Source organism: Spirosoma luteum DSM 19990, from assembly GCF_000374065.1.
Taxonomy (GTDB): domain Bacteria; phylum Bacteroidota; class Bacteroidia; order Cytophagales; family Spirosomataceae; genus Spirosoma; species Spirosoma luteum.
In genome coordinates this window covers 167,079-191,569 of record NZ_KB893246.1, presented here as the reverse complement: position 1 = coordinate 191,569, position 24,491 = coordinate 167,079, and the positions used below count along the sequence as shown (strand labels likewise).

General features: G+C 51.7%; 21 protein-coding genes and 1 tRNA gene. 8 read left to right on the top strand and 14 right to left on the bottom strand.

Annotation, left to right across the window (positions count from 1 at the left end):
* The first annotated feature begins 125 nt into the window (after positions 1–125).
* Positions 126–198, top strand: a tRNA-Met gene (locus tag B156_RS0105310).
* Between the two features lie 122 nt (positions 199–320).
* Here the strand turns inward: B156_RS0105310 and B156_RS0105305 are convergent.
* The 5 genes from B156_RS0105305 to B156_RS0105285 all read right to left on the bottom strand — a co-directional run bounded on the left by B156_RS0105305 (position 321) and on the right by B156_RS0105285 (position 6,179).
* A complete protein-coding gene (locus B156_RS0105305) occupies positions 321–1,187 on the bottom strand; it encodes a tetratricopeptide repeat protein (RefSeq protein WP_018618608.1) in 867 nt (288 codons plus the stop codon).
* Between the two features lie 44 nt (positions 1,188–1,231).
* Positions 1,232–1,795, bottom strand: a complete 564-nt coding sequence (locus B156_RS0105300) for a hypothetical protein (protein ID WP_018618607.1) — start codon at positions 1,793–1,795, stop codon at positions 1,232–1,234.
* 211 nt (positions 1,796–2,006) lie between these two features.
* Complete coding sequence (locus tag B156_RS0105295) at positions 2,007–4,064, bottom strand: plastocyanin/azurin family copper-binding protein (RefSeq protein ID WP_018618606.1); 2,058 nt, start codon at positions 4,062–4,064, stop codon at positions 2,007–2,009.
* A 32-nt stretch (positions 4,065–4,096) separates the two neighbouring features.
* A complete protein-coding gene (locus B156_RS0105290; RefSeq protein ID WP_018618605.1) occupies positions 4,097–4,435 on the bottom strand; it encodes a tRNA-binding protein in 339 nt (112 codons plus the stop codon).
* A gap of 52 nt (positions 4,436–4,487) precedes the next feature.
* On the bottom strand, positions 4,488–6,179 hold the full coding sequence (locus B156_RS0105285; protein ID WP_245563691.1) for a PA14 domain-containing protein: 1,692 nt from the start codon (positions 6,177–6,179) through the stop codon (positions 4,488–4,490).
* A gap of 152 nt (positions 6,180–6,331) precedes the next feature.
* Here B156_RS0105285 and B156_RS0105280 point away from each other — a divergent pair, with 152 nt between their 5' ends.
* From B156_RS0105280 to B156_RS0105265, 4 genes are all read left to right on the top strand, one after another.
* On the top strand, positions 6,332–7,684 hold the full coding sequence (locus tag B156_RS0105280; protein WP_018618603.1) for a PQQ-dependent sugar dehydrogenase: 1,353 nt from the start codon (positions 6,332–6,334) through the stop codon (positions 7,682–7,684).
* A gap of 142 nt (positions 7,685–7,826) precedes the next feature.
* The gene (locus B156_RS0105275) at positions 7,827–8,309 is read left to right on the top strand and encodes a GNAT family N-acetyltransferase (RefSeq protein ID WP_018618602.1); all 483 of its coding nucleotides are present in this window, start codon (positions 7,827–7,829) and stop codon (positions 8,307–8,309) included.
* Positions 8,306–9,373: a pseudaminic acid synthase gene (gene pseI / locus B156_RS0105270; RefSeq protein ID WP_018618601.1), complete on the top strand. Its 1,068-nt coding sequence runs from the start codon at positions 8,306–8,308 to the stop codon at positions 9,371–9,373. Before B156_RS0105275 ends, pseI begins: the two co-directional genes overlap by 4 nt.
* A gap of 89 nt (positions 9,374–9,462) precedes the next feature.
* On the top strand, positions 9,463–10,956 hold the full coding sequence (locus B156_RS0105265; RefSeq protein WP_018618600.1) for a lipopolysaccharide biosynthesis protein: 1,494 nt from the start codon (positions 9,463–9,465) through the stop codon (positions 10,954–10,956).
* Positions 10,957–11,010: 54 nt separating this feature from the next.
* Here the strand turns inward: B156_RS0105265 and B156_RS0105260 are convergent, their stop codons facing one another.
* Positions 11,011–11,898 (bottom strand): YicC/YloC family endoribonuclease, encoded by an 888-nt coding sequence (locus B156_RS0105260; RefSeq protein WP_018618599.1) that lies wholly within the window; start codon positions 11,896–11,898, stop codon positions 11,011–11,013.
* 97 nt (positions 11,899–11,995) lie between these two features.
* Complete coding sequence (gene pdxA, locus B156_RS0105255) at positions 11,996–13,597, bottom strand: 4-hydroxythreonine-4-phosphate dehydrogenase PdxA (RefSeq protein ID WP_018618598.1); 1,602 nt, start codon at positions 13,595–13,597, stop codon at positions 11,996–11,998.
* 103 nt (positions 13,598–13,700) lie between these two features.
* On the opposite strand from pdxA, the gene B156_RS0105250 reads away from it, so the two are divergent.
* Positions 13,701–14,639 (top strand): 2-hydroxyacid dehydrogenase, encoded by a 939-nt coding sequence (locus B156_RS0105250; protein ID WP_018618597.1) that lies wholly within the window; start codon positions 13,701–13,703, stop codon positions 14,637–14,639.
* Between the two features lie 96 nt (positions 14,640–14,735).
* On the opposite strand, the gene B156_RS0105245 is transcribed toward B156_RS0105250, so the two are convergent.
* The gene (locus B156_RS0105245; protein ID WP_018618596.1) at positions 14,736–16,529 is read right to left on the bottom strand and encodes an IPT/TIG domain-containing protein; all 1,794 of its coding nucleotides are present in this window, start codon (positions 16,527–16,529) and stop codon (positions 14,736–14,738) included.
* A gap of 177 nt (positions 16,530–16,706) precedes the next feature.
* Here B156_RS0105245 and B156_RS0105240 point away from each other — a divergent pair, with 177 nt between their 5' ends.
* Positions 16,707–18,236, top strand: a complete 1,530-nt coding sequence (locus tag B156_RS0105240) for a P-loop NTPase family protein (protein WP_018618595.1) — start codon at positions 16,707–16,709, stop codon at positions 18,234–18,236.
* A 163-nt stretch (positions 18,237–18,399) separates the two neighbouring features.
* On the opposite strand, the gene B156_RS0105235 is transcribed toward B156_RS0105240, so the two are convergent.
* Positions 18,400–18,735 carry a heavy metal-binding domain-containing protein gene (locus B156_RS0105235; protein ID WP_018618594.1) on the bottom strand — a complete coding sequence of 112 codons (336 nt, stop codon included), beginning with the start codon at positions 18,733–18,735 and terminating at the stop codon, positions 18,400–18,402.
* 246 nt (positions 18,736–18,981) lie between these two features.
* On the opposite strand from B156_RS0105235, the gene B156_RS0105230 reads away from it, so the two are divergent.
* Positions 18,982–19,491, top strand: coding sequence for a lipocalin-like domain-containing protein (locus B156_RS0105230; protein WP_018618593.1), 510 nt, complete (start codon positions 18,982–18,984; stop codon positions 19,489–19,491).
* 39 nt (positions 19,492–19,530) lie between these two features.
* Here B156_RS0105230 and B156_RS0105225 read toward each other — a convergent pair whose 3' ends face one another.
* From B156_RS0105225 to B156_RS0105205, 5 genes are read right to left on the bottom strand one after another with little or no spacing between them, the layout of a single operon-like run.
* Positions 19,531–20,229 carry a uracil-DNA glycosylase family protein gene (locus tag B156_RS0105225; RefSeq protein WP_018618592.1) on the bottom strand — a complete coding sequence of 233 codons (699 nt, stop codon included), beginning with the start codon at positions 20,227–20,229 and terminating at the stop codon, positions 19,531–19,533.
* A complete protein-coding gene (locus B156_RS0105220) occupies positions 20,226–21,095 on the bottom strand; it encodes a serine hydrolase (protein ID WP_018618591.1) in 870 nt (289 codons plus the stop codon). Before B156_RS0105220 ends, B156_RS0105225 begins: the two co-directional genes overlap by 4 nt.
* 59 nt (positions 21,096–21,154) lie before the next feature.
* A complete protein-coding gene (locus tag B156_RS0105215; protein WP_018618590.1) occupies positions 21,155–22,321 on the bottom strand; it encodes a glycoside hydrolase family 1 protein in 1,167 nt (388 codons plus the stop codon).
* Entirely contained in the window at positions 22,318–23,112 is a 795-nt protein-coding gene (locus B156_RS0105210) for an alpha/beta fold hydrolase (protein WP_018618589.1), read from the bottom strand. The genes B156_RS0105215 and B156_RS0105210 overlap by 4 nt, the downstream gene beginning before the upstream one ends.
* A gap of 11 nt (positions 23,113–23,123) precedes the next feature.
* On the bottom strand, positions 23,124–24,464 hold the full coding sequence (locus B156_RS0105205; RefSeq protein ID WP_018618588.1) for a family 1 glycosylhydrolase: 1,341 nt from the start codon (positions 24,462–24,464) through the stop codon (positions 23,124–23,126).
* Positions 24,465–24,491 lie beyond the last annotated feature (27 nt).

Sequence of the window (24,491 nt, the reverse complement as noted above, 5' to 3'; positions counted from 1 at the left end):
TGATTACCAGCGGCTTTAGCAAACAACTCCGTGCCAGCAGAAAACGTTTCCGCTAGCGGATAAACTTTTTTATAAAAAGCTAGTTGTATTTACAGAAAGTAGTCGTACTTTTGCAGACCAAACACCGCGGGATGGAGCAGTTGGTAGCTCGTTGGGCTCATAACCCAAAGGTCGCTGGTTCGAGTCCAGCTCCCGCTACTAAGAAAACCCCTGATTAACTGTACTACAGTTGGTCAGGGGTTTTTCTTTTTATTGGTGCCTGAATTAGTATACAAAAGCAACCGTATCTAATTACTTCTGTACGTATCTGCTGTCAGAAATCACCCCTGCTTCATTGACCTTTTTAGAATTCCCCCAATAAAACTGCCCACGAAGGTCAACCCAATTGAGCCGTACAGATTAAATGCTTCCAAACCCCGTAATTCGTTATTGGCCGGATGGTCGGTGAGGAAAGTGAACGCAATCCACAGGGATACCGACTGGATAATGGCTAGTACCCAGCCTTTGCGCGGTTCGGCAAAACCAATGGCAGCCGCCGAACTGGCCGCCAGAATGTAGGGCCAGTGAATGACCGGCGATTTCTTGATGATAACCAGTAGCACGATGCTATTGACCAGGACAAAGGCGATGTTGGTCAGCAGGCGCTTGTCGAAAAAGGCGTTTGACGTACTGGCTGGGGGGATACCATTTTTGCTCTGTTCCTCCAGCGTAATCGCTTGATCCAGATCACGTTGTGCTTCCTGCGGCTGATTCAGTTTCTGCCGCGTTCGCCCCCGCCAGTAGTACGCCATCGAATCGCGTCCCTGCGAATGAAAAACAGCTTTGTCGAATTCGGCAAAGGCGGTATCAAAATCCTGTTGGTCATACAAAATTCGCCCGATCTCGGTGTGAATATCAGTCACTGTGTTGTCATAACTCTCGCCGGTTTTCAGATCGGCCAGAGCAGCTTCGGTATCTCCGAGTTTTACCTTACATCGTGCCCGATACAAATACGCCATACTCCACTGTGGATGCTCCTGAATGGTTTGGTCGAAGTAGTGGAAAGCGGAGTCAAACTGGCCGGTATTATATAGTTTTACTCCTATCTGTAACTGATCCAGTTCTTTATCCGATTTGGTTCGGAGGTCGGCGTAGTAGCGGAGGTAAATAATGTAGCTGATAATAGCTACGGTCATCAGAAGTTCCATAAAGAAGGGGTAACGTCCCAACTAATTAACAGAAAGGACGCCGGTTAAAATCCCAACGATACCCCCGCTCCAATAGCTGTTTGCCCGGTCATGGGAATGGGCGAAGCCGATAAACCGACGCGGGGCTGGATGAGCATTTCGTTATAACGTGTTACCGCTTTGTTTACCTGTCCATTTCCAACAAGGGTGAGGGTTAGCGAGGCCACAAGTGAGCCCCCGTATACCGTCCAGTAAGCGCCCCCGCTGTATCGGTTATTGTTCTGAAACAGAATGAAAGCCAGTGGTACTAACGCTGTTAAGCGACCGACCGTTACCAGCGTTCGAAAGGCCTTGAAGTGGTGTGTTACTTCAGGATCGTTGAGTTCAAAAAATGGTATTTCCAGCGAATACGGTGAAGATAGTTTTTTACCTCCATAAAAATAAACGCTCCCTAATGACGACGAACCGTACGCCCGCTCGATGGGCAGCAAATGGGCTGGAACGGGCACCGTTCGGTAATAAGATGTTTCGTCGGGTCGACGCTGAGCGAACAACTTCATGCTTGTCAGCAGGGAAAACAACGATATCATCGAGATGATAACAGGCCCATTCAGCTTATATATGATCATTACAGGTAGGTGAATGCAGAACTACTAGGAGAAACGTATCAGCGTAACTTTAGTTGATGATTCATCTGCAAAAATGACATTTTTCATTAACCTTTTCACGCTACTTTCTTTCACTGGACCCGAACAAGCGAATAATGAAATACGAAATCCGGTTGAGGACAATCTCAACCGGATTTCGTATCCTTTGGCTAAACGGTCGTGACCGTCCATTTTACTTCACCACCAGCGTTCCCTGCATCAGCGAGTAGTGGCCGGGGAAGGAACAAACGAACTGATAGTTGCCCGGTGTGGTAGGGGCCACGAAATAAATGGTTTCTGCACTCTCGGGCTGAAGAATATTAGTGTGATACAACACATCAGGCGTGTTGGGCACATAGTTCATTTTGGGGCCGTTCAAGTTTAATTTCAGAGCCGCTTCCCCTACTGAGTTAGCCTCTCCTGGCTTCGTAACCACGAAGTTATGCAGCATATCGTCGTTGTTGTTGAACACAAGTTTTATACGGCTCCCGGCTTTCACTTCCAGCTTGTCGGTATCGAATTTCAGACCTGGTTTCGTTCCGATGGTCAGCGTTTGGTCGGGACCGTTTGTCCAGTCAGCAGGCATGGCTATGATGCGTTTCGCCATCTTCGGAGCCGTTGTGGCTGGCTTTCCTGTTTTTCCTTTGCTATTGGTAGGGGGTGTATCTTTCGTTGAAGCCGTTGCCATCATATCGGCGTGGTTATGGCCAGGAGCCGCAGCGCGAGCCGCTATGGCCAACTTCTCCCCAGGAGCAATGGCGTTGAGCGTGTAATAGCCTACCGGATGCAGCAGTGCCAGACTACCCGATGCCGACCGGACACCCTCTGCTTTTACTTCGTGGATGTAGCCTTCGCGCAGTACCGTATCCATCACAATGCGGGCACTCATGCCATCGGGAGCTACTACCACCCCCCGAATGGGCAACGTCCGGGCATCCTCGATGGGGCTACCGTACGTTTTGTGGTATTTGTAGGAAAAACTGTTCAGGCTGTAGCTATTGGGGTTTTCAGCGGTTTTTCGGTCAACAGGCAGCGTGAAGGCTACCTCAAAACCGTCGGGCTTGGAGGTAATTGTTTTCATCTCGAAGGGTGTTTTTCCCGTCCAGACCAGCCGCTGAATGCCGTAAGGGTCTTTGCCCGTGGCAGCCCATCCCCGGCTGGTCATACCTACAATCATGGACCCATCCTGCCCCCAAACGGTGCGGATAATACCAGACTGAAACCCCTCGCGGAAGGGGAAGCATGCTCCCTGCCACTCGCCATTTACTTTTTCCAGAGCCACGCGCATAATCTTGCTGTGCCCCTGGTCGCCTACGAACAACTGGTCAGCAAACGGGCCGAAGGCTCCTTTGGTTGTATCCTGTTTGAAGTCGGAGGTCGAGATGCCCATCAGCGTGTGCGGAAACCAGACGGCGGGTACTTTCAACTCCTTAATAGTTTTGGCCACCTCGAACATAGGCTTGCCCGTGCTGGGTACATCGCTGGGTTTGAGTGCCAATGGTGACCCTGGTTCATCTGACCAGCGCAGGCCAGCGGGATTGCCCGCAAAAGCGCCTTTGCTAAGGTGCGTCATCCGACCGGAACCTACCCAGTCGCCCTGATTTTCGGTGTACAGAATGCTGCCATCGCGCAGAATACCGAAGCCAGCGGGCGAACGCAGACCCGTTGCCCAGGGCGTCATTTCACCTTTATCATTCAGTTTTAGCATCCAGCCACGCCACTTGGCCAGGCTGGCTCCGTAGCCAATCCAGCCGAGGTTGAGCGTAATGACCATGTCGCCATCTGGCAGTAATAGTGGCCCGTAGCTGTATTCATGGTAGTTGCCCGATAGCGGCCACTTATAGAATGAGCTATACTCGTCGGCTACATCGTCGCCGTCAGTATCTACCAGTTTTGTTACTTCGCCCCGCTGTGTACACAGAAAATAACCCTTTGGGTGCCACATCAAACCGAGTGGCTCATGCAATCCTGAGGCAAACTTTTTGTAGGTCGGTACGCGGCTGCCTTCCATATATGGATTGCTGACCAGCCAGACATCGCCCCGACGCGTACAAACGGCCAGTCGTCCGTCGGGCAAAGGAGCCAGACCACCCACTTCAAGTTTGATATTCTCCGGGATAGGCAGCGTTATAATTCGGTAATAATCCTCCTCTACGGCTGGCCGCTGGGCAGTTGAAAGAGTGAAAGAGCCAAAGAGCGAAAGTGTGAATAGAAGGGTCGCTCTGGTAAGTGATTTATTCAAGTCAGTCATTGTACATTACTTATTAATCATGGTACATTAATTCAACCAATACGCTGCCCGTTTTCGGTTTTTCGTTCGGGTTGGAGCAGGGTTACGGTGCCATCGGCAGCAATGGCGCCTAATACCAGGCATTCACTCATGAAGGCAGCAATCTGTTTAGGCGGAAAGTTGACCACCGCCACCACCTGCTTACCTATTAATTCGTCCTGAGTATACAACGCTGTTACCTGAGCCGAGGTACGTCTGGTGCCAAACTCACCGAAACCAATCGTCAGTTTGTAAGCCGGTTTCCGCGCTTGTGGGAATGCTTCCACGGCTACAATTGTACCGGTACGCATTTCCACTTTCTCGAAATCAGCCCAGGTTAGCGGGTTATGCATAGTTGTCATAAAACGGCGCGTTATGTCCAGGTTACGGTACTGGCGGAATGGGCTAGTACACAATCGAATACTGAACCGATCCGGCCCCGTTTTTCATATCGACGGGCAGCAACAATTCCTGTTTACCACTGCTTTGGCGCATTCTGACTTTAGCTTTCGGGTCGATACGGATATAGTAACTACGGTCGTTAACGGCATAAAGTCCTTTGCTGATTTCCTCCACCGATGTGCCGGCCGCAAGTCGGCAATAGAGCGTTCCGCTGGGAGCACCGGTTAGCGTCAGGGTACGGGTCAGGGCATCGCCGTTTGGTTTTATAGCATCCATAATCGTGGTACCCGCTAGTTTGTATTCAATCGTTGGCGTACCCTGCTTGTCTACGTTCATGCCTTTATACTGGAGGGTATTTGCGCTGACACTGTCGGGCCAGGTGGCTGATTCGCTTTCCAATACCATCAGTGGCGTTTTGCCCGACATATAAATCGTTTCGCCTAATGGAGTAAGCAGTTGTGGCTCTCCCCGTTCATACCACATTTCGGTGACGTTGGCAAAATCACCTTTCCACACCTGCAGCAGGGACATCTGATCGAGGTCAACCGTATAGTGCATACCTGTAGGTGAACCCACTGACATACTGTGCGTCCGCTTGGTTTTCTCGCCCGGCATCTGCACGAACGAACGGATCCGCTGTACCTGATTCATGGGGTCGTGGTAATCGGGATTAACACTGATAACTGCCACGGGGTCAGGTTCGGGTAAGGATGCCGGGGCATGAAGTGGCTGCGGACGCGTACCGGCCTGGGAGACAAATAAGCCCAGACCCGGCCGGAACCAGGACCGCGAAAAATAAACCTCGACCGTATGCGGTCCGGCAGTCAGCGTAGTGTTGCCGGTTGCCGTCTGACCCAGTTCCCGGTGGCTGGTGGGGATCACTTCTTTTCCGTCGATCCACAGACCACCCACGCCACCCTGGTCCAGGTCAAACCGGTAATCACCGGTTTGAAGAGCGTTCAGTTTACCTGTAAACAGAATAGTAAACTGACGTGGCTGTCCGTACGACACCTCGTAGTTGAGCACGGACGTAGTGTCCTGTTTCAGCACTTTCCGGGTGCGGGCGTTCTCCCGGTTTTCGATAAACTGACCCTCAACAACGGTATAACTGAGGGGTGAACTCCACTGGGCTACTTTACGGGGCATCATGACCCGGTAGCCAATGTTCCGAACCGCTATGGGTCCGGAAGCAGACGCTACTGTTAGCGGCCCCAGCTTATTATTGGACAAGGTTTGCATTTCGCGTACCGTTACCCCGTTCAGGGCAAGTTTTTCCAGGACTGAACGGCCCGTAGACCCCGTCGTCCCGTACCACACATCCACCGTTTGCCACAAACCGGGGGCCTTCATAAGCCGCGTCATCTCCGGCGTTTTTCCCAAATTAATAGTCTGGCCGGTAGGTAAGGTCATCACTACATCGGCGTTGGGTGTCGTCATCAGGTTAAAACGCAACCGAAAATCATCCGTTGGGGTAAGCAGGGCTAAGGGCGCGCCGGAACCCGTCAGCACAGTATTGCCCGACTGTGTACGCATCGATGAGCCATCGGCCGTAGGCGATACCGACCCGGCCAGTTGCCAGCCTTTGGGTAATGGTAGCTGCGAGGGTGCAATCGTCGGTAGATCACCCTGCGCATACAGAGATGCCGACAGCAGGACACCAAGCATTAGCAAAGCCGTTCGGCGAAGAATTGACATAGTAGTTAGTAGCATAGATTAAGAAAAGTAGTGCAGGCATTCTGGATACCCATTGATAACGGTAAAAGACTATACATACCGGGATACCTTTAAAAACTTTTAACGTTAACCTTCCGTTCCTTTGACATAGTTTAAATCGAATTAATCTCATTATGAAACTAACGCTTCTTTTACTGACGGCTGTGTCAGTTGCGCTTGCCGGACCCGAAAAGCCCGCAAAATTCCGGTCGGCTGTTACCCGAAAGGCCGCCGTTGTCAGTCGAAATACAACACCTCCCGAAACGGGCGGTATTAAACTTGTCAATGGCTTCCAGGCATCGGTCTTCGCCGAAAACCTGGGTAAAGCCCGGCATATCGTAGTAGACCCGGCTGGAACGGTTTTCGTAAAACTGGAAAAGCTGAATGAGGGTAAAGGTATCGTTGAACTGAATGATACGAACGGCGATGGTAAGGCCGACCAAACTATGATGTTTGGTAATTACACGGGTACAGGTATGGCTCTTTACAAGGACTATCTATACGCTTCGTCTGACACGTCGGTGTACCGGTATAAACTAACCAACGGAAAGGTGATGGAGACAACACCCGCCGAGCCGATCATTGTTGGGTTAACGCTCCAGCGGCAGCATGCCAGTAAGTCGATAACGATTTCGCCGGATGGAAAACTGTTTGTCAATTTCGGTGCCCCTTCCAATGCCTGTCAGGAGAAAGACCGGCAGAAAGGCTCGATGGGAATGGACCCCTGCCCGATTCTGGAGGAGTACGGCGGTATCTGGCAGTTTGATGCCAACAAACTCAATCAGCATAAAGCGGATGGCAAACGGTACGCTACCGGTATCCGAAATGCTGTTTCGCTCGACTGGAACACGGCGAACAATACGCTTTACGCCCTGCAACATGGCCGCGATATGCTCAATAGCTGGGGTGGCGCTTTTACGGATGAAGCCAGCGCGGAGTTGCCTTCCGAAGAGTTTTTGATGGTGAAAGAAGGTAATGACTTCGGCTGGCCGTACTGCTACAACAACCAGATAAAAAATCAGAAATTTCTGGCTCCTGAATATGGCGGTGATGGCACGAAAGTAGACCGGTGCGCTGGTAAAGAGAAGCCTATTATGGCGTTTCCGGGTCACTGGGCACCAAATGACCTGTTATTTTATACCGGCAGTGCGTTCCCGGCCCGGTACAAAAACGGTGCGTTTGTCTGTTTTCATGGTTCCTGGAACCGGGCCCCACTAAAACAGGGGGGCTATTTCGTGGCCTTTATCCCGTTCGGGAAAGACGGCCGACCATCGGGCAAGTACGAAGTGTTTGCGGAGAATTTTGCCGGTGTACCGGAGCAGGGCACACCAGGTACCAGTGTTAACGCCGGTAAGCTCGACCTGGACAGCCCCGGCGATGCCAAAGCTCGTCCGGTTGGTCTGGCGCAGGGACCCGATGGTTCGCTTTACATCAGTGATTCGGTGAAAGGAAATGTCTGGAAAGTAACGTACACGGCGAAGAAATAATCGCCCATCATTAGTAGATAACGTCCGGTTTCCACCTATACAGGTTGAGGCCGGACGCTTATTTTTACTGGTCATTGCAGAAAAGACCGGATGATACAGGCCCCGCTATTCCCTTACATACTCCTATAAGTCAATACGTTGAATGGCTCAATTAATCTGTCGAACTGCCCAAACCAGCGATGCTCAGCTTTACTTCAACTGGGCAAATGACCCCGACACCCGACGGCAGTCATTCAATACAAACCCTATCTCACTGGAAACGCATACGGCCTGGTTTACGCGTAAATTGACCGATGCCAATACCCTGCTGCTCATATTTTTCAATGAGATGAAGCAAGCGGTGGGGCAGGTTCGATTCGAGCGAACACCCGTAGCCGATATGCCCGACGAAATCATTATCGGCATTTCGGTCGATGCCCGTCAGCGGGGTAAAGGGATGGCTACTCCGCTGATTCAACAGGGTTGTGCTGTATGCCGTAAGCAGTGGGGGGCGGTATCGATTCATGCTTACATCAAGGCTGATAACCAGGCGTCGATACGGGCCTTCGAGCGGGCGGGTTTCGTACTGTCGGGCGAAAGCGGTAAATTTGATACGCCAAGTTTGCTTTACATCAACAGTCAATGAGCAGTATCCAGCCGATTCAGGTTGCCCAGTTTACCATTAGCCCAAACCATCGCCCGTTTGTTATTGCCGAAATGTCGGGGAATCATAACCAGTCTCTCGACCGGGCGCTGGAAATCGTGGATGCCGTAGCGAATGCCGGTGCCCACGCCCTCAAACTTCAGACGTACACCCCCGATACGATTACGTTCAACGGTGCCTCGGAAGAGTTTTACATTCGGGATGCCAAATCACTCTGGGCTGATAAAAACCTGTATAAACTTTACGCTGAAGCCTACACCCCCTGGGAGTGGCACAAGCCCATTTTCGACCACGCCAAAAAGCGGGGTATGGTTGCCTTCAGTTCGCCGTTCGATACTACGGCGGTCGACTTTCTGGAGTCGCTGGATGTGCCCCTCTATAAGATTGCTTCCTTTGAAAATACTGATCATATCCTGCTCAAAAAAGTAGCCCAGACCGGCAAGCCAGTTATTATGAGTACGGGCGTCGCTTCGGTAGCTGATCTCGACGAGTCGGTAAAAGTGCTGCGAGCCAATGGGTGTAAAGACCTTATTCTGCTCAAATGCACGAGCACTTACCCGGCCACGCCCGAAACGACTAACCTGTTCACCATACCGCACATGCGGCAACTCTTCGACGTTCCCGTTGGCCTTTCCGACCACACAATGGGCATTGGAGCGGCCGTGGCAGCCGTAGCGTTGGGAGCGGTAGTGCTGGAGAAACACGTTACCCTGCGCCGGACCGATGGGGGTGTCGATTCTGCTTTCTCGCTGGAACCCGACGAACTCAAAAGCCTCGTTGTCGAAACCGAACGGGCGCAATTAGCTATGGGGCAAGTTAGTTATACCCTTACCCCCAAAGAAGCGAAAAGCCTGCAATTCAAACGGTCGCTGTACGTCGTGCAACCTATGAAAGCGGGTGACCCATTCACGCCCGACAACGTGCGCAGTATCCGCCCGGCCAACGGCCTGCACACCCGCTATTACGACGACATAATCGGAAAAACCGCCACGCAGAACATCCCCGCCGGCACGGCACTGGACTGGAATCTAATTGCGACTGCGTGAATGAGCGAATGAGTGAATAGCTGGCGTAAACAAATTGCTCGCGCCAGCTATTCACTCATTCGCTCATCCACGCAGTCGCTCATTGTAAAATGGGTATCATAAAACGGCAGACGATTCAGAGTTCGGTGTACACCTACGCGGGGGTGGCGGTGGGCTTCCTGACGCAGGGGCTTTTATTTCCGAATCTGTTCAGTAAGGCGCAGGTCGGGTTGCTAACGCTGCTGATTTCGCTGGCGCAGGTACTGGCCCAATTCGCTAATCTGGGCACCAACGGCGCGGGAGGGCGGTATTTTCCGTATTTCCGCAACCCCGACCGGCAACATAACGGCTACCTCTTCCTGACCAGCCTGACGACACTTATCGGTTTCGGGTTGTGTGTGCTGGGATTATGGCTGGCCCGACCCTGGTTCATCGCCAACAGCGGAGGGGAATCGGCGCTATTTACCGACTACTATTACCTGCTCATTCCGCTAACGCTGTTTACGGTTTACTTTGCTGTTTTCGATAATTACTCCCGGTTGTTGTATAACCCCGTTACGGGTACGGTGCTGCAACAGTTTGTCCAGAGGTTACTCATTCTGCTGGCGGGGGTAATTTACTGGCTGGGGTGGGTGAGTTTTCCGCAGTTTCTTGGCCTGTGGCTGTTGGCGTTCTTTCTGCAAACGATGCTGATGATAGGTAGCGTTGTTCGGGACAAGGCGTTGTTCCTCCATCGGCGATTCCTCAACCTGGACCCCGAATTACGCCGAAACCTGACGCGCTACGCAGCCCTGACCCTGACGACGGCTCTTTCATCGCAGATTATTCTGACGATTGACAAGGTGATGATTAATAGCAAACAGGGATTAGGCGATACGGGTGTGTACGGCACGGCTTCCTATTTTGCCGCCGTTATTGCCGTACCCGCCACAGCGCTATACAAAGTGTCGGGGGCGTTGATTGCGGAGTCGTGGAAAACGAACGACCTGGATAATATTGCCAGTATCTACCGAAAAAGCTGTCTGAATCAACTCATTGCGGGGTGTCTGGTATTTGTTGGCGTAGCGGCTAACCTGCCTAATGTGTTCCGGTTTCTGCCGCCAAGCTACGAAGCGGGATACTACGTTATTCTATGGCTTGGTCTGGGTAAGCTCATTGACATGGCCACAGGCGTAAACGGTATTATCCTGAACACCTCGCGCTTTTATACCTACGACTCACTGTTTTTTGTCGTGCTGATTTTTATCACCATTGCCGCTAACCAGTACCTGATTCCCCGTTTTGGTATCAACGGAGCGGCTATAGGGGCGGCTCTGGCTACGTTCCTGTACAATCTGGCCCGGACGCTATTTGTCGGGTTTGCGTTTACTATGCAACCGTTCACCTGGCGAAACGGACTGGTTGTTTTGCTGGGCGCAGGCGTGTGGTGGATTGCTGTGCAGTTTCCTTATCCGGCGCCAAACGCCACAAACACCCGCGTCCTGCTGGACATGGCCGTGCGGTCGGCTCTGATTACGGGTTTGTTTGGTGGAGCCGTTGTGGGATTTAATCTATCATCGGATATTAACCAGACGATTGAGCAGTTGCGGAAGCGTTATTTATAGCGACAAAATCAACCCGGCGAGTTGATTTTGTCGGTCCTGATAGAGCGATGCTCGCTAAATCACATTCATCGTCTGCTCCTTTATCTTCTCCAGTTCATCTTTCATCTGGACTACAAACCGCTGAATGGTGGAGTCGTTTGCTTTGGAGCCGATGGTATTTACTTCACGGCCAATCTCCTGCGAGATGAAGTTCAATTTTTTGCCATTGGCTTCTTCCGTGGCCAGAACTTCCAGAAAGTAGCTGAGGTGGTTTTTTAGCCGGACTTTCTCTTCCGAAATGTCGAACTTCTCCACGTAGTAAACCAACTCCTGCTCAAAGCGATTCTGGTCAAACGTCTCGCTGTCCAGCAGTTCTTTTACGGAGTTACGCATGCGGGTACGTACCGCCGGGATACGCTTCACATCCTGCTCTTCAACATCAGCCAGCCGATCCGTAATAAGTTGAATATATTCCTGAAATTTACTCTCCAGTACGGCACCGTCCTGCTTCCGAAAGGCATCGCACCGTCGGATGGCTTCCTGCACAGCCGCCAGTATAGTAGCCCACTCCGACGCATCGGCGGTGGGGTCGGCAGATTCGGTCAGGTAGGCATTCGGTTGCTGCAGGGCCAGTTGGAACACATCGCCGTCAGGAATGCTCATCAGCATAGTGTTGGCTGTTTCTTTCAGGTCGCTCACGTACGCCATCACCAGGGGGCGGTTGATGGTAATCCCCGGCCGAACGGCACTGGTCCGGGCAAGGTTTATTGACAGCTCAACTTTACCCCGCTCCAGCTGTTGGGTGAGCAGGGCCCGCAAGTCAATTTCCTTGTCGGAAAATTGCCGGGGAATACGGCAGTAAATATCCAGGAATTTAGAATTCAGTGTTTTGACTTCCGCCGTTGCCGATAGGCCACCGGCTTCTACGGTCGCATTGCCGAAGCCGGTCATTGATTTGAGCATTAGAGAATCGTTTATGGTTTACGGTATCTGGTTTACGGTATCTGGTTAAGCAGTAGCCGGTTTTTCAGACCACGTTGCGCCACCGTAAACCATAGACCTATTTCAGCTTACCTGCTTCCAGTTCCAGGTATTCTTTTCGGTTACGGGCTACATCTATAGCGGTATAAATGGCCTGTACCATGGATGTTTCATCGGCAAGATTCTTACCGGCAATATCGTAGGCAGTACCATGGTCGGGAGATGTACGGACGGCGGGCATACCCGCCGTAAAATTGACCCCTTCCTCGAAAGCTATGGCCTTGAACGGAATAAGACCCTGGTCATGGTACATGGCCAGCACGGCGTCGAACTTTCGATAGGCTCGGGTGCCAAAAAAGCCATCGGCCGGGTAGGGGCCAAAAACCAGTTCACCTTTATCCAGCAGCCGGGTGAGCAGGGGCTTGATGATGTCCTTTTCTTCATTTCCCAGCAAGCCTTCTTCCCCTGCGTGTGGGTTTAGGCCCAGCACCGCAATTTTAGGCCGCTCAATGCCGAAATCCTGTTTCAGCGAGTGCATCATCAGTTTTAGCTTCTGAGCAATTCGCTCCTGAGTTATTTCCTGCCGGACACTTCCCAGCGGCACATGGCCCGTTACCACGCCAACGCGCAGGGTATCGCTAACCAGAAACATGAGGTTATCCTGAACGCCAAACTGCTGCGCCAGGTATTCGGTATGACCCGGAAAGTTGAACTCCTCCGACTGAATGTTGTACTTGTTTATCGGAGCCGTTACCAGGGCATCCAACTTGCCCTCTTTCAGGTCATCCACGGCCCGTTGCAAACAGGCCAGTGCCGCCTGCCCGGCTTCGGGCGTTACCTGCCCCGGCTGAATATCCTGATTCTGGTCGGGCCAGCACGTAATAACGTTCGTTAGTTTATGACTGATCTGCCCAATCGTCTGGGCACCGTTCAATGTCCAGTCTTTCAGGTTGAGCAGGTTACGATACCGATTCAGAATTCGCATTGAGCCGTAAATGACGGGTGTGCATATTTTCTGTAACCGGTTGTTTTGTAAGGCTTTCAAAATTACTTCTGGCCCAATGCCGTTGTAATCGCCCAGCGAAATGCCGATAACAAGCCGGTCTTCCCGTCCCGCATATTCAGTTGCTACCGGGGGCTGGTTCCCAAAATCGCGGGTATCTGAGTCGCCAAACAGGGATTCCCGAGGCTGATTGCGATTGCCCCGGTCGCGGTCAGAGCGGCCTTCGCCCCGCTGACGACCTTCCTGCGACCTTTGCCCCCGGCTGTCCGGCCGATTCTCCCGATCTGGCCGATTTTGATTTTCTTTCTCCGGCCGGTTCTCCCGCTCCTGTTTATTTTCTTTCTCCGGTCGGTTTTCCCGGTCCGGTCGATTGTCGCGCTGACCTTTTTGCCGTTGTTCCTCATTCTGGCCCGGTTGCTGGCGATTATTCCGCTGATTCGGTACTGGCTTGAAAGAGCGTTCTGGCTGGGCTGCGCCATCTGGTTCATCAGAAGCGTGATCTACCCGATTATTGCTATTTCGGTACGGGACATCCTGCCGATTAGAAAGGGATTGATTGCCTGATCGCTTCTCCGGCTTGGGCGATGGGGTGTTGCTCAGATTTTCATCTGTTGCTGCCTCAACTTTGGGGCTGATAGGTAGTGACTGGTTTGCTTCGTTCGGTTGGCGTGGTTCCATATACTTTTTGTAGTTTCGCCAAAAAACTCACCTACACCCTTCTCCTGTCGAAAACAGGGTGACCATGTGAGATTAATAGCCTGCAAGTTACGAAAAGCCCCGAATGTTCCAGAATCAACCTGCTATTCTGATTGCGGATGAAATGCATCCGTCCCTTTTTGCCATGCTCGATAAAGCGGGCTTTATCTACGACTATAAACCGACCATCACCCGTGCCGAACTACTGGCATCGCTCCCTCCCTACACCGGACTTATTATTCGTAGTAAGACGAACGTTGACGAGGAGCTACTTAATCGGGCACCTATGCTGCGCTTTATCGGACGTGCTGGTGCCGGGCTGGATTTGATCGACCTTGATGCTGCCAAACGCCGGGACATTGCGGTTTTTCATGCGGGCGAGGGGAACCGTGATGCCGTAGCTGAACACGCGGTTGGTATGTTACTGGCACTGCTTGCTACTATCCTGAAAGCAGACCGGGAAGTGCGGCAGGGGATATGGGATCGGGAAGGCAACCGGGGGTACGAACTTGGGAGTCTAACGGTGGGTCTGGTTGGTTTTGGTAATAATGGCCGGGCTACGGCGCAACGACTGAGTGGTTTCGGATGCCGGGTGCTGGCCTACGATAAATTTCTGACAAACTACGGCAGTGCATTGGTCCAGGAGGCTACAATGGCCGAAATCATGGCCGAAGCGGATGTGCTGAGTCTACACATCCCGTTAACTGACGATACCCGCACGATGGTAAATGATGCGTTCATTGACCGGTTTGCCAAACCATTTTACCTGATCAATATTGCCCGGGGCGAAATTGTGTCACTGGAGGCCGTCGTACGTGGATTACAGCAGGGCAAAATTCGTGGTGCCTGCCTGGATGTACTGGAGAATGAAAAGATAACAAAACTGACGCCGGGTCAGCAGATGGCTTTTGATTACCTGCGTCAGTCGGACCGCGTTGTACTAACCCCGCACGTAGCAGGCTGGACGCACGAAAGTTACGTACGCATCAATGAAGTACTGGTTCGGCAAATTCAAACCGCGTAGGCCCGGTGCAACAATACCTTGCGGCTAACAACCGGATGGTTGAAATCATAGCCACGATTTTAGTGTATTGCTGATGCCTATGAGCCGCATCGGGCTCTACTTGGTGACGGTGAAATTACTGCTGGTACACACGGTACCCGCGTCGTTGGTCAGGCATATCTGACCCGTAACTGCATCCGCAGGGACCGTTACGGCCAATGTACCACCCGATACCCTAAACGTAGCCGGGGCCGATGTGCCGCCATTGAATTTAACGGCCGTTACGGTAGCCAGGTTCTGCCCGGTAAAGAAAACCTCAATTCCGGCTTTAGCTGACTTGGGCGTAAAATCGGTAATCGTTACCAGCCGAATGGGTGTGAAAGAGGTTGTGCTGGTGGTTTCTCCGGCTGCATTGACTATCCGTATTGGTCCAGTCTGAGTGGCTGTCGGTACGATTACCCATCGCTCTTTATCTTCATTTTTACCCCCATCTGCAGCTGCGGTTACAGCACCGGTAAAGAAAATCTGGGCATTCATCAGGAAGTTTCCCTGAATCACTACCTGGTCGCCCGGTCGCGCTTTTGTGGGTAAAACGGCGGTAATGACGGGGGGCTGCAATACAGACAAGGGAGCAGAGGCACTACCCGCCCGGCTCGAAACGACCACCTGGCCACTTAGGGCATCAGGGGGTACACCAATCAGCAGGTCAACTCCTTCATTCCGGCTGGTGATAGGCACCTGAATGCCGCTGACCGTAACAGTGGTAATACGGTACAGGTTTTTGCCGGAGATTGTAAGCGGTCTGCCGGGAAGCTGCTGGGACGGCGTAACGACGAGGTTGGATGGCGGCAGGTAAAAGAAGAAGGGGTCGGTAGCGGTCGTAGTGCCTCCTATACCACTGGCCGACACCTTTACAGGGCCGGAGGCCGCTAGGGCGGGCACGGTCGCTTCAAGCTGTGTATCGCTTATAATGCGGAAAGTAGCGGGCGTACTGCCCAACGATACGGCTGTTATATCCCTGAAGTTACGCCCCACAATGGTCAGTTTATCCCCTGTTATCCCGTCCTGAGCGAGCAAATTGGCGATAAGGGGCGATTGAACGATTTTGAGCGTATCCGTGCTGGCAGTCAGCAGCGTTTCAAATACGCTCACCCGTACCAAACCCGATGTTGCCGTGGCTGGGATGATGGTTCGAATTTCGGTATCCTTTACGGTTGTGGTTGCTTTATCGGTTACCAGCCCATTGATACTGACAATACCATCCGTCAGATTCTGCCCTTTTATAACCAGTTCTGCACCGGGTCTGGCCTGCAAAGGGCTGATGCTGGTAATTTGGGGCGTTCCGGATACGATGAACCGGTTAGAAACAGCGCCCCCTGCCGTCTCGACCACCAGGGGCACCGGTCCGCGGGGGAGGATGGCAGGAACCACGATGGTCAATTGCTGAGCGGTACTGTCTTTTATCTCCGCGTTGACATCATCGAACCGAATCCGCCTAATCTGATTAAGGAAGGTACCAGTAATGACAACGAGTGAACCCTGAAGCCCGTTTGTGGGGCTAATAGCTGCCACAACGGGAGTTGGTTGCTTAACCACAAAGGGCAGCGGGTCCGAAACACCCTCGTCCGTCTGAACCCGAATCTGAGTCGGGCCGGGCTTAATTCCCGGTACCACTATACGAATCGTATTCTCGTCCTGGCTGGTGATGGCTGCGGTGGTAACTGATGTAGCAATGCCAAACGTCACCGTTGGGCTGGAGCCGAATTGGTACCCCGTCAGGAGTAGTGGGTCTCCCACAAATGCTTCGGAGGCCGACAGACCCGTTAATTCGGGCGGATTACGCTGAACGCGACAACTCGCTACGCCCAGTAATACAACAAGCAAAAAGAAAAATGATATAATAGCCTTCATAGGAAGCAGCGGGTGTTCCGGCCCGACGCATAATTGGTAAAATTAGTCAATTTGCCGAACGAAAAACCATTTTCTACTAAAGCCTGTTAGAAGAATTGGGTAATGTATACGTAGCTGTAACGGGGCCTGATACCCATTTATAACGCCCATTATCCATTTCTCATTACTCTTATACGAATGAACTACCGCAGCCTGAAAGCATCAAAACTAATACTTACCAACACACTAGGCGAACTGAAGGCCATTGGCTATCAGCCCCGATCCATCAAACAGGAATTGCGTGACAATCTGATTGAGCGAATCAAGAACAAAGAAGACGTTTTTCCGGGTATCTGGGGGTACGAAGACACGGTTATCCCCGATGTGGAACGGGCTATTCTGTCGATGCACCATATCAACCTGCTGGGATTGCGAGGGCAGGCTAAAACACGGATTGCCCGCCTGATGGTCAATTTGCTGGATGAATACATCCCCATAGTGGCCGGGTCGGAACTGAACGATGATCCGCTGGAGCCACTTTCCCGCTTTGCCATTGACCTGATTGCCGAAAAAGGTGATCAGACGCCCATCGCCTGGATGCACCGCAGTGATCGCTACACCGAGAAACTCGCTACCCCCGACGTATCAGTGGCTGACCTCATTGGGGATGTTGATCCGATTAAAGCGGCTACCCTCAAACTACCCTATTCGGATGAGCGTACAATTCACTTCGGTCTGATTCCACGCTCGCACCGCTGCATTTTCGTGATCAACGAACTACCCGATTTACAGGCTCGTATTCAGGTGTCGCTGTTCAATATTTTGCAGGAGGGTGACATTCAGATTCGGGGTTTCAAACTCCGCCTTCCGCTCGATATTCAGTTCGTATTCACGGCAAACCCGGAGGATTATACCAACCGGGGCAGTATTGTTACCCCGTTGAAAGACCGTATCGACTCGCAGATTGTGACCCACTATCCGAAATCAATCGAGATTGGGAAGAAAATCACTATGCAGGAGGCTGTTATCAAGAAGGAGCAGAAAAGCATGGTGAAGGCCAATGAGCTGATTGCCGATTTGATTGAGCAGGTAGCTATCGAAGCGCGCGAAAGCGAATATGTCGATTCTAAAAGTGGCGTTTCGGCCCGGATGACAATTTCCGCTTACGAGAACCTGCTCTCCTCCGCCGAACGCCGTACGCTGCTCAACGGCGAAAAAGAAACACACGTCCGCATTGCCGATCTGTACGGTGTGGTTCCCGCCATTTGCGGCAAAGTCGAGTTGGTGTACGAAGGGGAAGTAGAGGGTCCGGTTATTGTGGCTCAGAACCTGATTGGAAAAGCCATCCGGAATCAGTTTTTACAATATTTCCCGAATCCGGAAAAGGCCAAAAAAGACAAGCGGGGTAACCCGTACCGCAAAGTGACCGACTGGTTTGGCGACGGGAATACGATGGACATCCTGAACGACCTGACCAACCGGGATTACGAAGCCAGGCTACAGACAATTGATGGCCTGGATGATATTGTGGATCAGTTTCATCCGAAGCTGAGCAAATCCGAGAAGTTATTCATGATGGAGTTTGCATTGCACGGCCTGGCAGAACACTCACTGGTGGGAAAGAAAGCAATGGACACCGGATTATCCTTCAAAGACCTGCTGGGGTCTATGTTCAACCCGGATGCTACTTTTGGCGAAGAAGAGGAAGACGATGACGACCGGTACTAGGTCGCATCTATAGTTTATTTTTACGCAACAGGGGCCGTGATAATCACGGCCCCTGTTGTTTTTCAGGCTAAATAGGTTTCATATAACCTGTAACCAGGAAAAATTACGGTTACTTTGCTGCTTTCTGGTTCACTGGAACTACTACCAACCCGAAGCTTTTCTATTAAGCAGGTTTTATACTTTCGGCGACGACCGCCGTGCCGTTGGCACTTACCATAAGCATGGCTCCATTGGCACCAATGGTTTGATAGTCCAGGTCAACGCCAATAATGGTGTTGGCACCCAGGCGGGTAGCCTGATCAACCATTTCCTTCAGGGCAATACTTTTCGCTTCGCGAAGGGCCTGTACGTAAGCTCCCGTCTGACCACCCACTACATCGCGGATGCTGGTGAAGAAATCCTTGACCAGGTTGGCACCAATGATAGCCTCTCCATTGACAAGGCCGATATACTGTGTAATTCGTTTGCCTTCAATGGCAGAAGTAGTCGTTATAAGCATAGGGAGATAAGTGATTCGGGTAGATAAGCAAAAGCGAGTAATCAGAAGCAAAATACACACGTAATAGTCCCTTCCTTGGTGAGTTGGCGAGCGGTCTTTTCAGCGTAGCTATCTCTGACGACAGAGTTAAGCGCAAAAAAACACAAAAAAATACGTAAACTCGTTGCTCAATTTATCCTGTAACGTTTTTATTTGCGTGTCAATACGGCGTATGACGCTGTTTTTTACCTCTAACGACCAAAACGAATGAAAAAAGCACATCTATCGCGCCTGTTCCTGTGCGCATCCATTACGGCCCTGCTATTAGGGTTCGACAGTTGTAAATCCGACAACCCCGATCCGGTAGCGCCTGCCACCACCATTGAGGGAAGTTACAAAATCACTACGCTTACCGCTGACCCCAAGGTGCTGGGCACGTTCAGCGATCTCATTGCTGCGTCAAAACTGCTATTTAGTAATACCACCTGTTTGAACGATCTGACCATTACATTCAAAGCAGATGGAACAGCAACGACTGACAATCCAAGCTCGTGTCAGAGTATTCCGGTACCTGTAAGCACCTTCACCGGTATTGATGCATCCAGCAAATGGGTGTTGAATGCGAACAAGTTAACGGTTACTAAAGCAGATGGCACCAAAACGGAGTATACAGTCGTCAGTATGAGCCCCACGCTGAAACTGCAATGGCAGGGAATGCTAAATTACCCGGCCCCTGATCCAACCGTTTACACGTTCAATATGGAACTGAAGAAATAGCGACTTTTAAAAAACCGGCTCTTTACGGAGCCGGTTTTTTTATGATTCTTCCAGACATCCCTGTAGCGTAGCAATGTATTTTTCCAGATAAGCAGGAACGTCTTTAGCCTTATACTGCAAAATATAGCGGGGATGGTCGAGCGTAATGATACGGCTGAAAAAGCCCTGCTGCTCATTCAGTCGGCGTAAGTACGTTTCGTTTTTCCGACCCAGGCAAACGGCCACGTTCCGGTTGGCACCAAAGTCCAGTTGCGTTCGAATAGTTTCCGTAATGGCGGGCCAGAGGGCAGCGGTAGTAGCCCGGTCATCATAGAAATTATAGTTCTTCGGTCCGCCGTTGGGGCCATCCTTCGTCAACGCCAGCGGAAACAGCGAACTCAGAAAGAAACAGCTGTAAAACGACTCCGCTCCCCCGAAGGCTTCGACGACCTGGTAAATAAACCGACTCGACAATTCCGGCGTATCGCGCAGCTCATTGTCAATCCCGCAGTACCGGCGCAGATTCTGGGGTGTGGTGAATGAAATGCCCGTAACGCCCGCCCCGAAACGGCCGGGGTTGATGCCCAGCACAAAAACGCGCGGTTTCGTATCGCTGAAAAAACGGGTGTAAAAAGAATGCACAATTTCCTGCACGGCCGGGGCCTGATACGGGTTCATCACGTTGATACCGGTCGGCAGGTTGGCTGGTGCAGCCAGATTATCGTAATAATGGATAGCCTTATCGGCGAACGTAGTCATAAACGCGAAAAATAAGTATAGCATATCATCGCAACCTCACTGATAATCCGCTCGGCTTCCGGCGTCGGTACGCCCTCCACAAATACCGCCAGCAAAAACGGTTTCTGCGTATAAACAATCCCGACATCGCCCCGGACATAGGCCAGCGTCCCCGTCTTATGCGCTATTACCACACGTTTTGGTAACAGCCGGGGGATGGTAAGCGTGTCTTCGTTCTGCTTCAGGATGGCCAGCATCTCCTCGCAACGTTCAGGCGTAGCCACCTGATATCGGTATACTTTTTCCAGCAGGGTATTCATTTCCTGCGCTGTCACGTAGTTTTCCCGCCCCTGTCTGGCCGCCAGCGTGTCCATCATCACACGATTTAGCTGACTCCGCTCAAGACCCAGTTTTCGTATGCGCTGGTTTACAGCATCGCGCCCAAGTAGATGAATAAGTATATTGGTTGCGGTATTATCACTTTTGATCAGCATCAGGCGCAGTAATTCCCGGTAGCTAACCCGGCTTTTGTCAGGGTACGTTTTTAGCACCCCATCCCCACCTACCTTTTCGGCTTCGGTCAGGCTATGAATAGCGTCCAGCTTTATGGTACCAGCTTCAACTCGCTCCATCAGTTCCAGCATGATGGGCAACTTAATTACACTGGCCGACGGTATCCGCACAGTGGCCCGGTGCGCAAATGATAGCGTGGTATCAACCAGCGAGCGGGTGCTTAAACTAATCCGAGCCTCCGGGGGCGATAGATTCAGATAGCTGGTTAGTGAATCTGTCAGGCTGAAAACCGAATTTTGCGACTGACTCCGAACCGTGGTAGACAACGTCAGTAGTGAGAATAGAATGGATAGAAACAGCGTAGTGTAAGCCAATCGATTCGGACGAAGTTGGTAGAAACGGGGTTCGCGAACCAAAAATAACGAGCAACTACCTAATTCCCACGGACGGCCTTCATCACCTGCTGGGCCTGCAACAGCGCACGGGCGTAAGGCTCATACAACACCCGGCGGGGAGGGGTAACGGTATGATCGGCATCCCACAAGCCGGAACGGTGCCAGTTGTGCAGGTGATCCCAGTCGGGCCGGTCAATGATGGGGTAAATGCAGGCACCCCACAGCGGTATACCCGCTCGAATGACGGCTGCACACTCCCGCCCAATCATACTAATCCAGTGGGGACGATGCTCGCCGGGGTGGCTGGTTTCGGTCAGGGCAATGGGTCTTTTGTAGCGTTGGTACGCTCTTATCAGGAGTCTGTGCAGCGGTAGCCAGCGGGGGTCAGGCACTGGGTCGCCCCAGGGCAGATAGAGCGAATGGTCAACTACCCATTGGTTATCGTAGTAGTAGTTAAAACCGATGATATCCAGATAATTCAGTGATCCGCCCAGTTCGGGAGCTATGCGGCCAGCCAGCATATCGATTGCCTGAAACTGATTTTCATCCGCTCGCCGGGCCTCGCTAACCTGCTTTGGCGTAGCCCTGAAAGGGGGCACAATATGTATTAATGGCTCGGTAGTCAGAATACGAATGGCCGGGTCGATCTCCCGCATGGCCGCTACCCCTTCAATGTAAGCCCGCATGAGACCCAGTTTGACTTCCCAGCCCTGATTGGTGCAATAGGGTGATGTGCCGCGAACATCACCCCCCAGCCACGACATGAAGCTGACCTCGTTTATGGGTGTAACCACCAGCGGTTCATCAGGATACAGGTCCCGGTAAAAACGGACGAAGGCTCGGCAGAGGGCCGCAAAACGCCGGGCAAACATTGGGTGTAGCGGAGTCAGGTCGTCGGGATAGCCGAAGTGACACAGGTCCCAGATTTGCTGAATCCCCTGCCGTTTGCCTTCGGCGAGCATAGTTTTCACCGTGCTCCAGTCGTACTGATACGCGCTTTTCTCGACCTTGCTCCATTGAATTCCCTCCCGAACAGTCCGAATATCAAAAGGGGTCAGTCGGGTATAATCAGCTTCCAAGTCCTGTAGGTGCCCGGTTATGGTCAAAAAGTCGACCCGGTTGCCAAAACAGTTAAGCTGGTCGGTGCATTCGAAACCAGCCCACCAGAACGATTCAAATGGGTTATCAAGTAGTGAAGAGGTCATAAGTTTAGTTCGGTGTTACTACACATTACCCCTACTTTTGCCCGTATGAAAATAGTAAGCTCATCCGGCGTTTCCCAGGGCAGCAGATGCCCCGCCCCGTCAACGCTTTCGAGCGTTGCACCGGGTAGGTAGGGTAACGTCATCTCTTGTTGAACATCGGGTAGTAAGGCTTTATCTTTTGTGCCGACCAGGATATGGATGGGAACAAGGATGAACAGCATCTGTTCAGAAATAGTCTCTTTACTACCCAGCAGCAGCCATGCGTTCCAGGCCGCTTCGGATGTGCGCAGATTATCGGCAATAATCTGCGCCTTTATCAATTTAGAAAGGGGCTTTGCCGTGATCTTCGCATATGTTTCTTCCGCTGCCGTTTGCTGCCCGTGCGTTTCAAGCATCTCCTGCCGGTCGGTATCTGATATAGGTTCTGGTTCGGGCGGAGAAGGAGACAGCAGCAATACTAGCTGGAGTCCAGCCGGTTGCCTGCTGGCTAAGGCAAGTGCCACCTTGCCACTCATGGAATGACCAATCAGCACAAAATCCTGAATACCCATTGCCTGAGTCAACGCCTGCACATCATCGGCCATATCCCCTACCGTATACGTTTCTGGTGACGACGAATCGCCATGGCCACGCAGATCGACAGCCACACACCGATACTGGTCGGCAAGCTGCGCTATCACAAATTGCCACTCCATTGCCGAGCCCCCAAAATAGTGCAAAAACACGAGTGTCAACGGCCCATTTCCTGATTCCAGCACGTTGAGTTGCGTGTTATTGACCAAATAATGCATAACCAGGGGGATTAGATAGCAACTTTCAACCGCGCCGGTCGTTCCGTAATTTCCAGCATTTCCGCGTGCGGAATGACCGTGATCTGACCAAACTCTTTCAGCAGGGTCTTATATGCTTCGGCAACGGGCCGGGGTTTGCGGTCGAGGTCATATAACCCGCAGGCGTTCACGGTACTATTGAATTCCTTCAGTTGGGAATCCCAGTCTAACTGGTCAATCAGGCTATACCACGTAAAACCCATAACAGGTGCTCCGTCCCGGCGCATCCGCATGATGCTGACCCATTGCTTGTAGAGCCACATTGGGGCCAGGTCCGGATCGAATACGTTAGTTTCGGTATGCATGATGGGCATATGATACCGCTCGTAATATTCTTTGGTTATCTCGTACCAGCCCAGTACATCCATTGAGGTTTCGATAGTGCCATCGGGCAGTTTTATTCGCTCGTTCCGGCCGTAATAATCGTTGCCCATAATCTGATAACCAGGTGGTTTACCCGCCATAAACCAGTCGTACTCTTCACGGGTCAACCCATTGTCCATCATGTACATGGCTACCGTGGCCGATGGTGAATTGGCATAAAGCAGGTCCAGCGACAAAAAGCGAAGTTCATTCTCCAGCCCGACCTCAGGGGTAGGAGTAGCGCAGAATTCATGCGTATATTCGGCACTTTCGCTCTGTACGATGATGCAGTCGTTTCGGCGTTTGGCAATTTCATGATTGCCCATAATACTGGCAGCCACGCAGTGTTTAAGCGCCGTAACGAAGCCTTTATCGGTTTTGAGCTGCTCATTCCAGTTGCCATCTTTGGCACTGATGCGGGCCGTAACGTAAATTTCGTTGACTGGTGTGTAATACCGTACCCAGGGATACCGCTCGGCCACGGCACCGGCATATTCGGCAAAGTGAAGGGGCAGTTCCGGGTTCTGAAAGTTTTCAATCCAGTCCGGCACGCCAAAGTGCATTAAATCCAGAATGGGCGTAATTTTCAGTCGTTTCATTTCGGCCATGGCCTCGTCGGCAAAACTCCAGTCGAACTTGCCCGGTTCCTTGTGGATACTGTAATACGGCAAGCCGTATCGCAGAAAGTTTAGCCCCAGCTCTTTCACCAGCCCGAGGTCTTCCTTGTAGCGGTTGTAATGGTCGCATTCCCGCAATAAATCCCGGCGTACCTTGCCGTGTTTGATGGTTGGGTAAGAGCATTCGATGCCCGTGGCAAACATGAAATTGCCGGGGTTGTTGAGAGGTAATCCGCTACCGTCATTGCCGGCGGCTCCCCCAAACTGGTCGCCCTCGTAATTGCTATCCCCAAACTTTTTCTTGATGTGATTTAAAAAATTCTTATCAGCCATGTATCAGCGTATGGATGTATATCCACG

Excerpts from the sequence above, each read along its gene's own strand:
- B156_RS0105305 (WP_018618608.1), bottom strand. The coding sequence starts at position 1,187 with ATGGAACTTCTGATGACCGTAGCTATTATCAGCTACATTATTTACCTC.
- B156_RS0105300 (WP_018618607.1), bottom strand. The coding sequence starts at position 1,795 with ATGATCATATATAAGCTGAATGGGCCTGTTATCATCTCGATGATATCG.
- B156_RS0105295 (WP_018618606.1), bottom strand. The coding sequence starts at position 4,064 with ATGACTGACTTGAATAAATCACTTACCAGAGCGACCCTTCTATTCACA.
- B156_RS0105290 (WP_018618605.1), bottom strand. The coding sequence starts at position 4,435 with ATGCATAACCCGCTAACCTGGGCTGATTTCGAGAAAGTGGAAATGCGT.
- B156_RS0105285 (WP_245563691.1), bottom strand. The coding sequence starts at position 6,179 with ATGTCAATTCTTCGCCGAACGGCTTTGCTAATGCTTGGTGTCCTGCTG.
- B156_RS0105280 (WP_018618603.1), top strand. The coding sequence starts at position 6,332 with ATGAAACTAACGCTTCTTTTACTGACGGCTGTGTCAGTTGCGCTTGCC.
- B156_RS0105275 (WP_018618602.1), top strand. The coding sequence starts at position 7,827 with ATGGCTCAATTAATCTGTCGAACTGCCCAAACCAGCGATGCTCAGCTT.
- pseI (WP_018618601.1), top strand. The coding sequence starts at position 8,306 with ATGAGCAGTATCCAGCCGATTCAGGTTGCCCAGTTTACCATTAGCCCA.
- B156_RS0105265 (WP_018618600.1), top strand. The coding sequence starts at position 9,463 with ATGGGTATCATAAAACGGCAGACGATTCAGAGTTCGGTGTACACCTAC.
- B156_RS0105260 (WP_018618599.1), bottom strand. The coding sequence starts at position 11,898 with ATGCTCAAATCAATGACCGGCTTCGGCAATGCGACCGTAGAAGCCGGT.
- pdxA (WP_018618598.1), bottom strand. The coding sequence starts at position 13,597 with ATGGAACCACGCCAACCGAACGAAGCAAACCAGTCACTACCTATCAGC.
- B156_RS0105250 (WP_018618597.1), top strand. The coding sequence starts at position 13,701 with ATGTTCCAGAATCAACCTGCTATTCTGATTGCGGATGAAATGCATCCG.
- B156_RS0105245 (WP_018618596.1), bottom strand. The coding sequence starts at position 16,529 with ATGAAGGCTATTATATCATTTTTCTTTTTGCTTGTTGTATTACTGGGC.
- B156_RS0105240 (WP_018618595.1), top strand. The coding sequence starts at position 16,707 with ATGAACTACCGCAGCCTGAAAGCATCAAAACTAATACTTACCAACACA.
- B156_RS0105235 (WP_018618594.1), bottom strand. The coding sequence starts at position 18,735 with ATGCTTATAACGACTACTTCTGCCATTGAAGGCAAACGAATTACACAG.
- B156_RS0105230 (WP_018618593.1), top strand. The coding sequence starts at position 18,982 with ATGAAAAAAGCACATCTATCGCGCCTGTTCCTGTGCGCATCCATTACG.
- B156_RS0105225 (WP_018618592.1), bottom strand. The coding sequence starts at position 20,229 with ATGACTACGTTCGCCGATAAGGCTATCCATTATTACGATAATCTGGCT.
- B156_RS0105215 (WP_018618590.1), bottom strand. The coding sequence starts at position 22,321 with ATGACCTCTTCACTACTTGATAACCCATTTGAATCGTTCTGGTGGGCT.
- B156_RS0105210 (WP_018618589.1), bottom strand. The coding sequence starts at position 23,112 with ATGCATTATTTGGTCAATAACACGCAACTCAACGTGCTGGAATCAGGA.
- B156_RS0105205 (WP_018618588.1), bottom strand. The coding sequence starts at position 24,464 with ATGGCTGATAAGAATTTTTTAAATCACATCAAGAAAAAGTTTGGGGAT.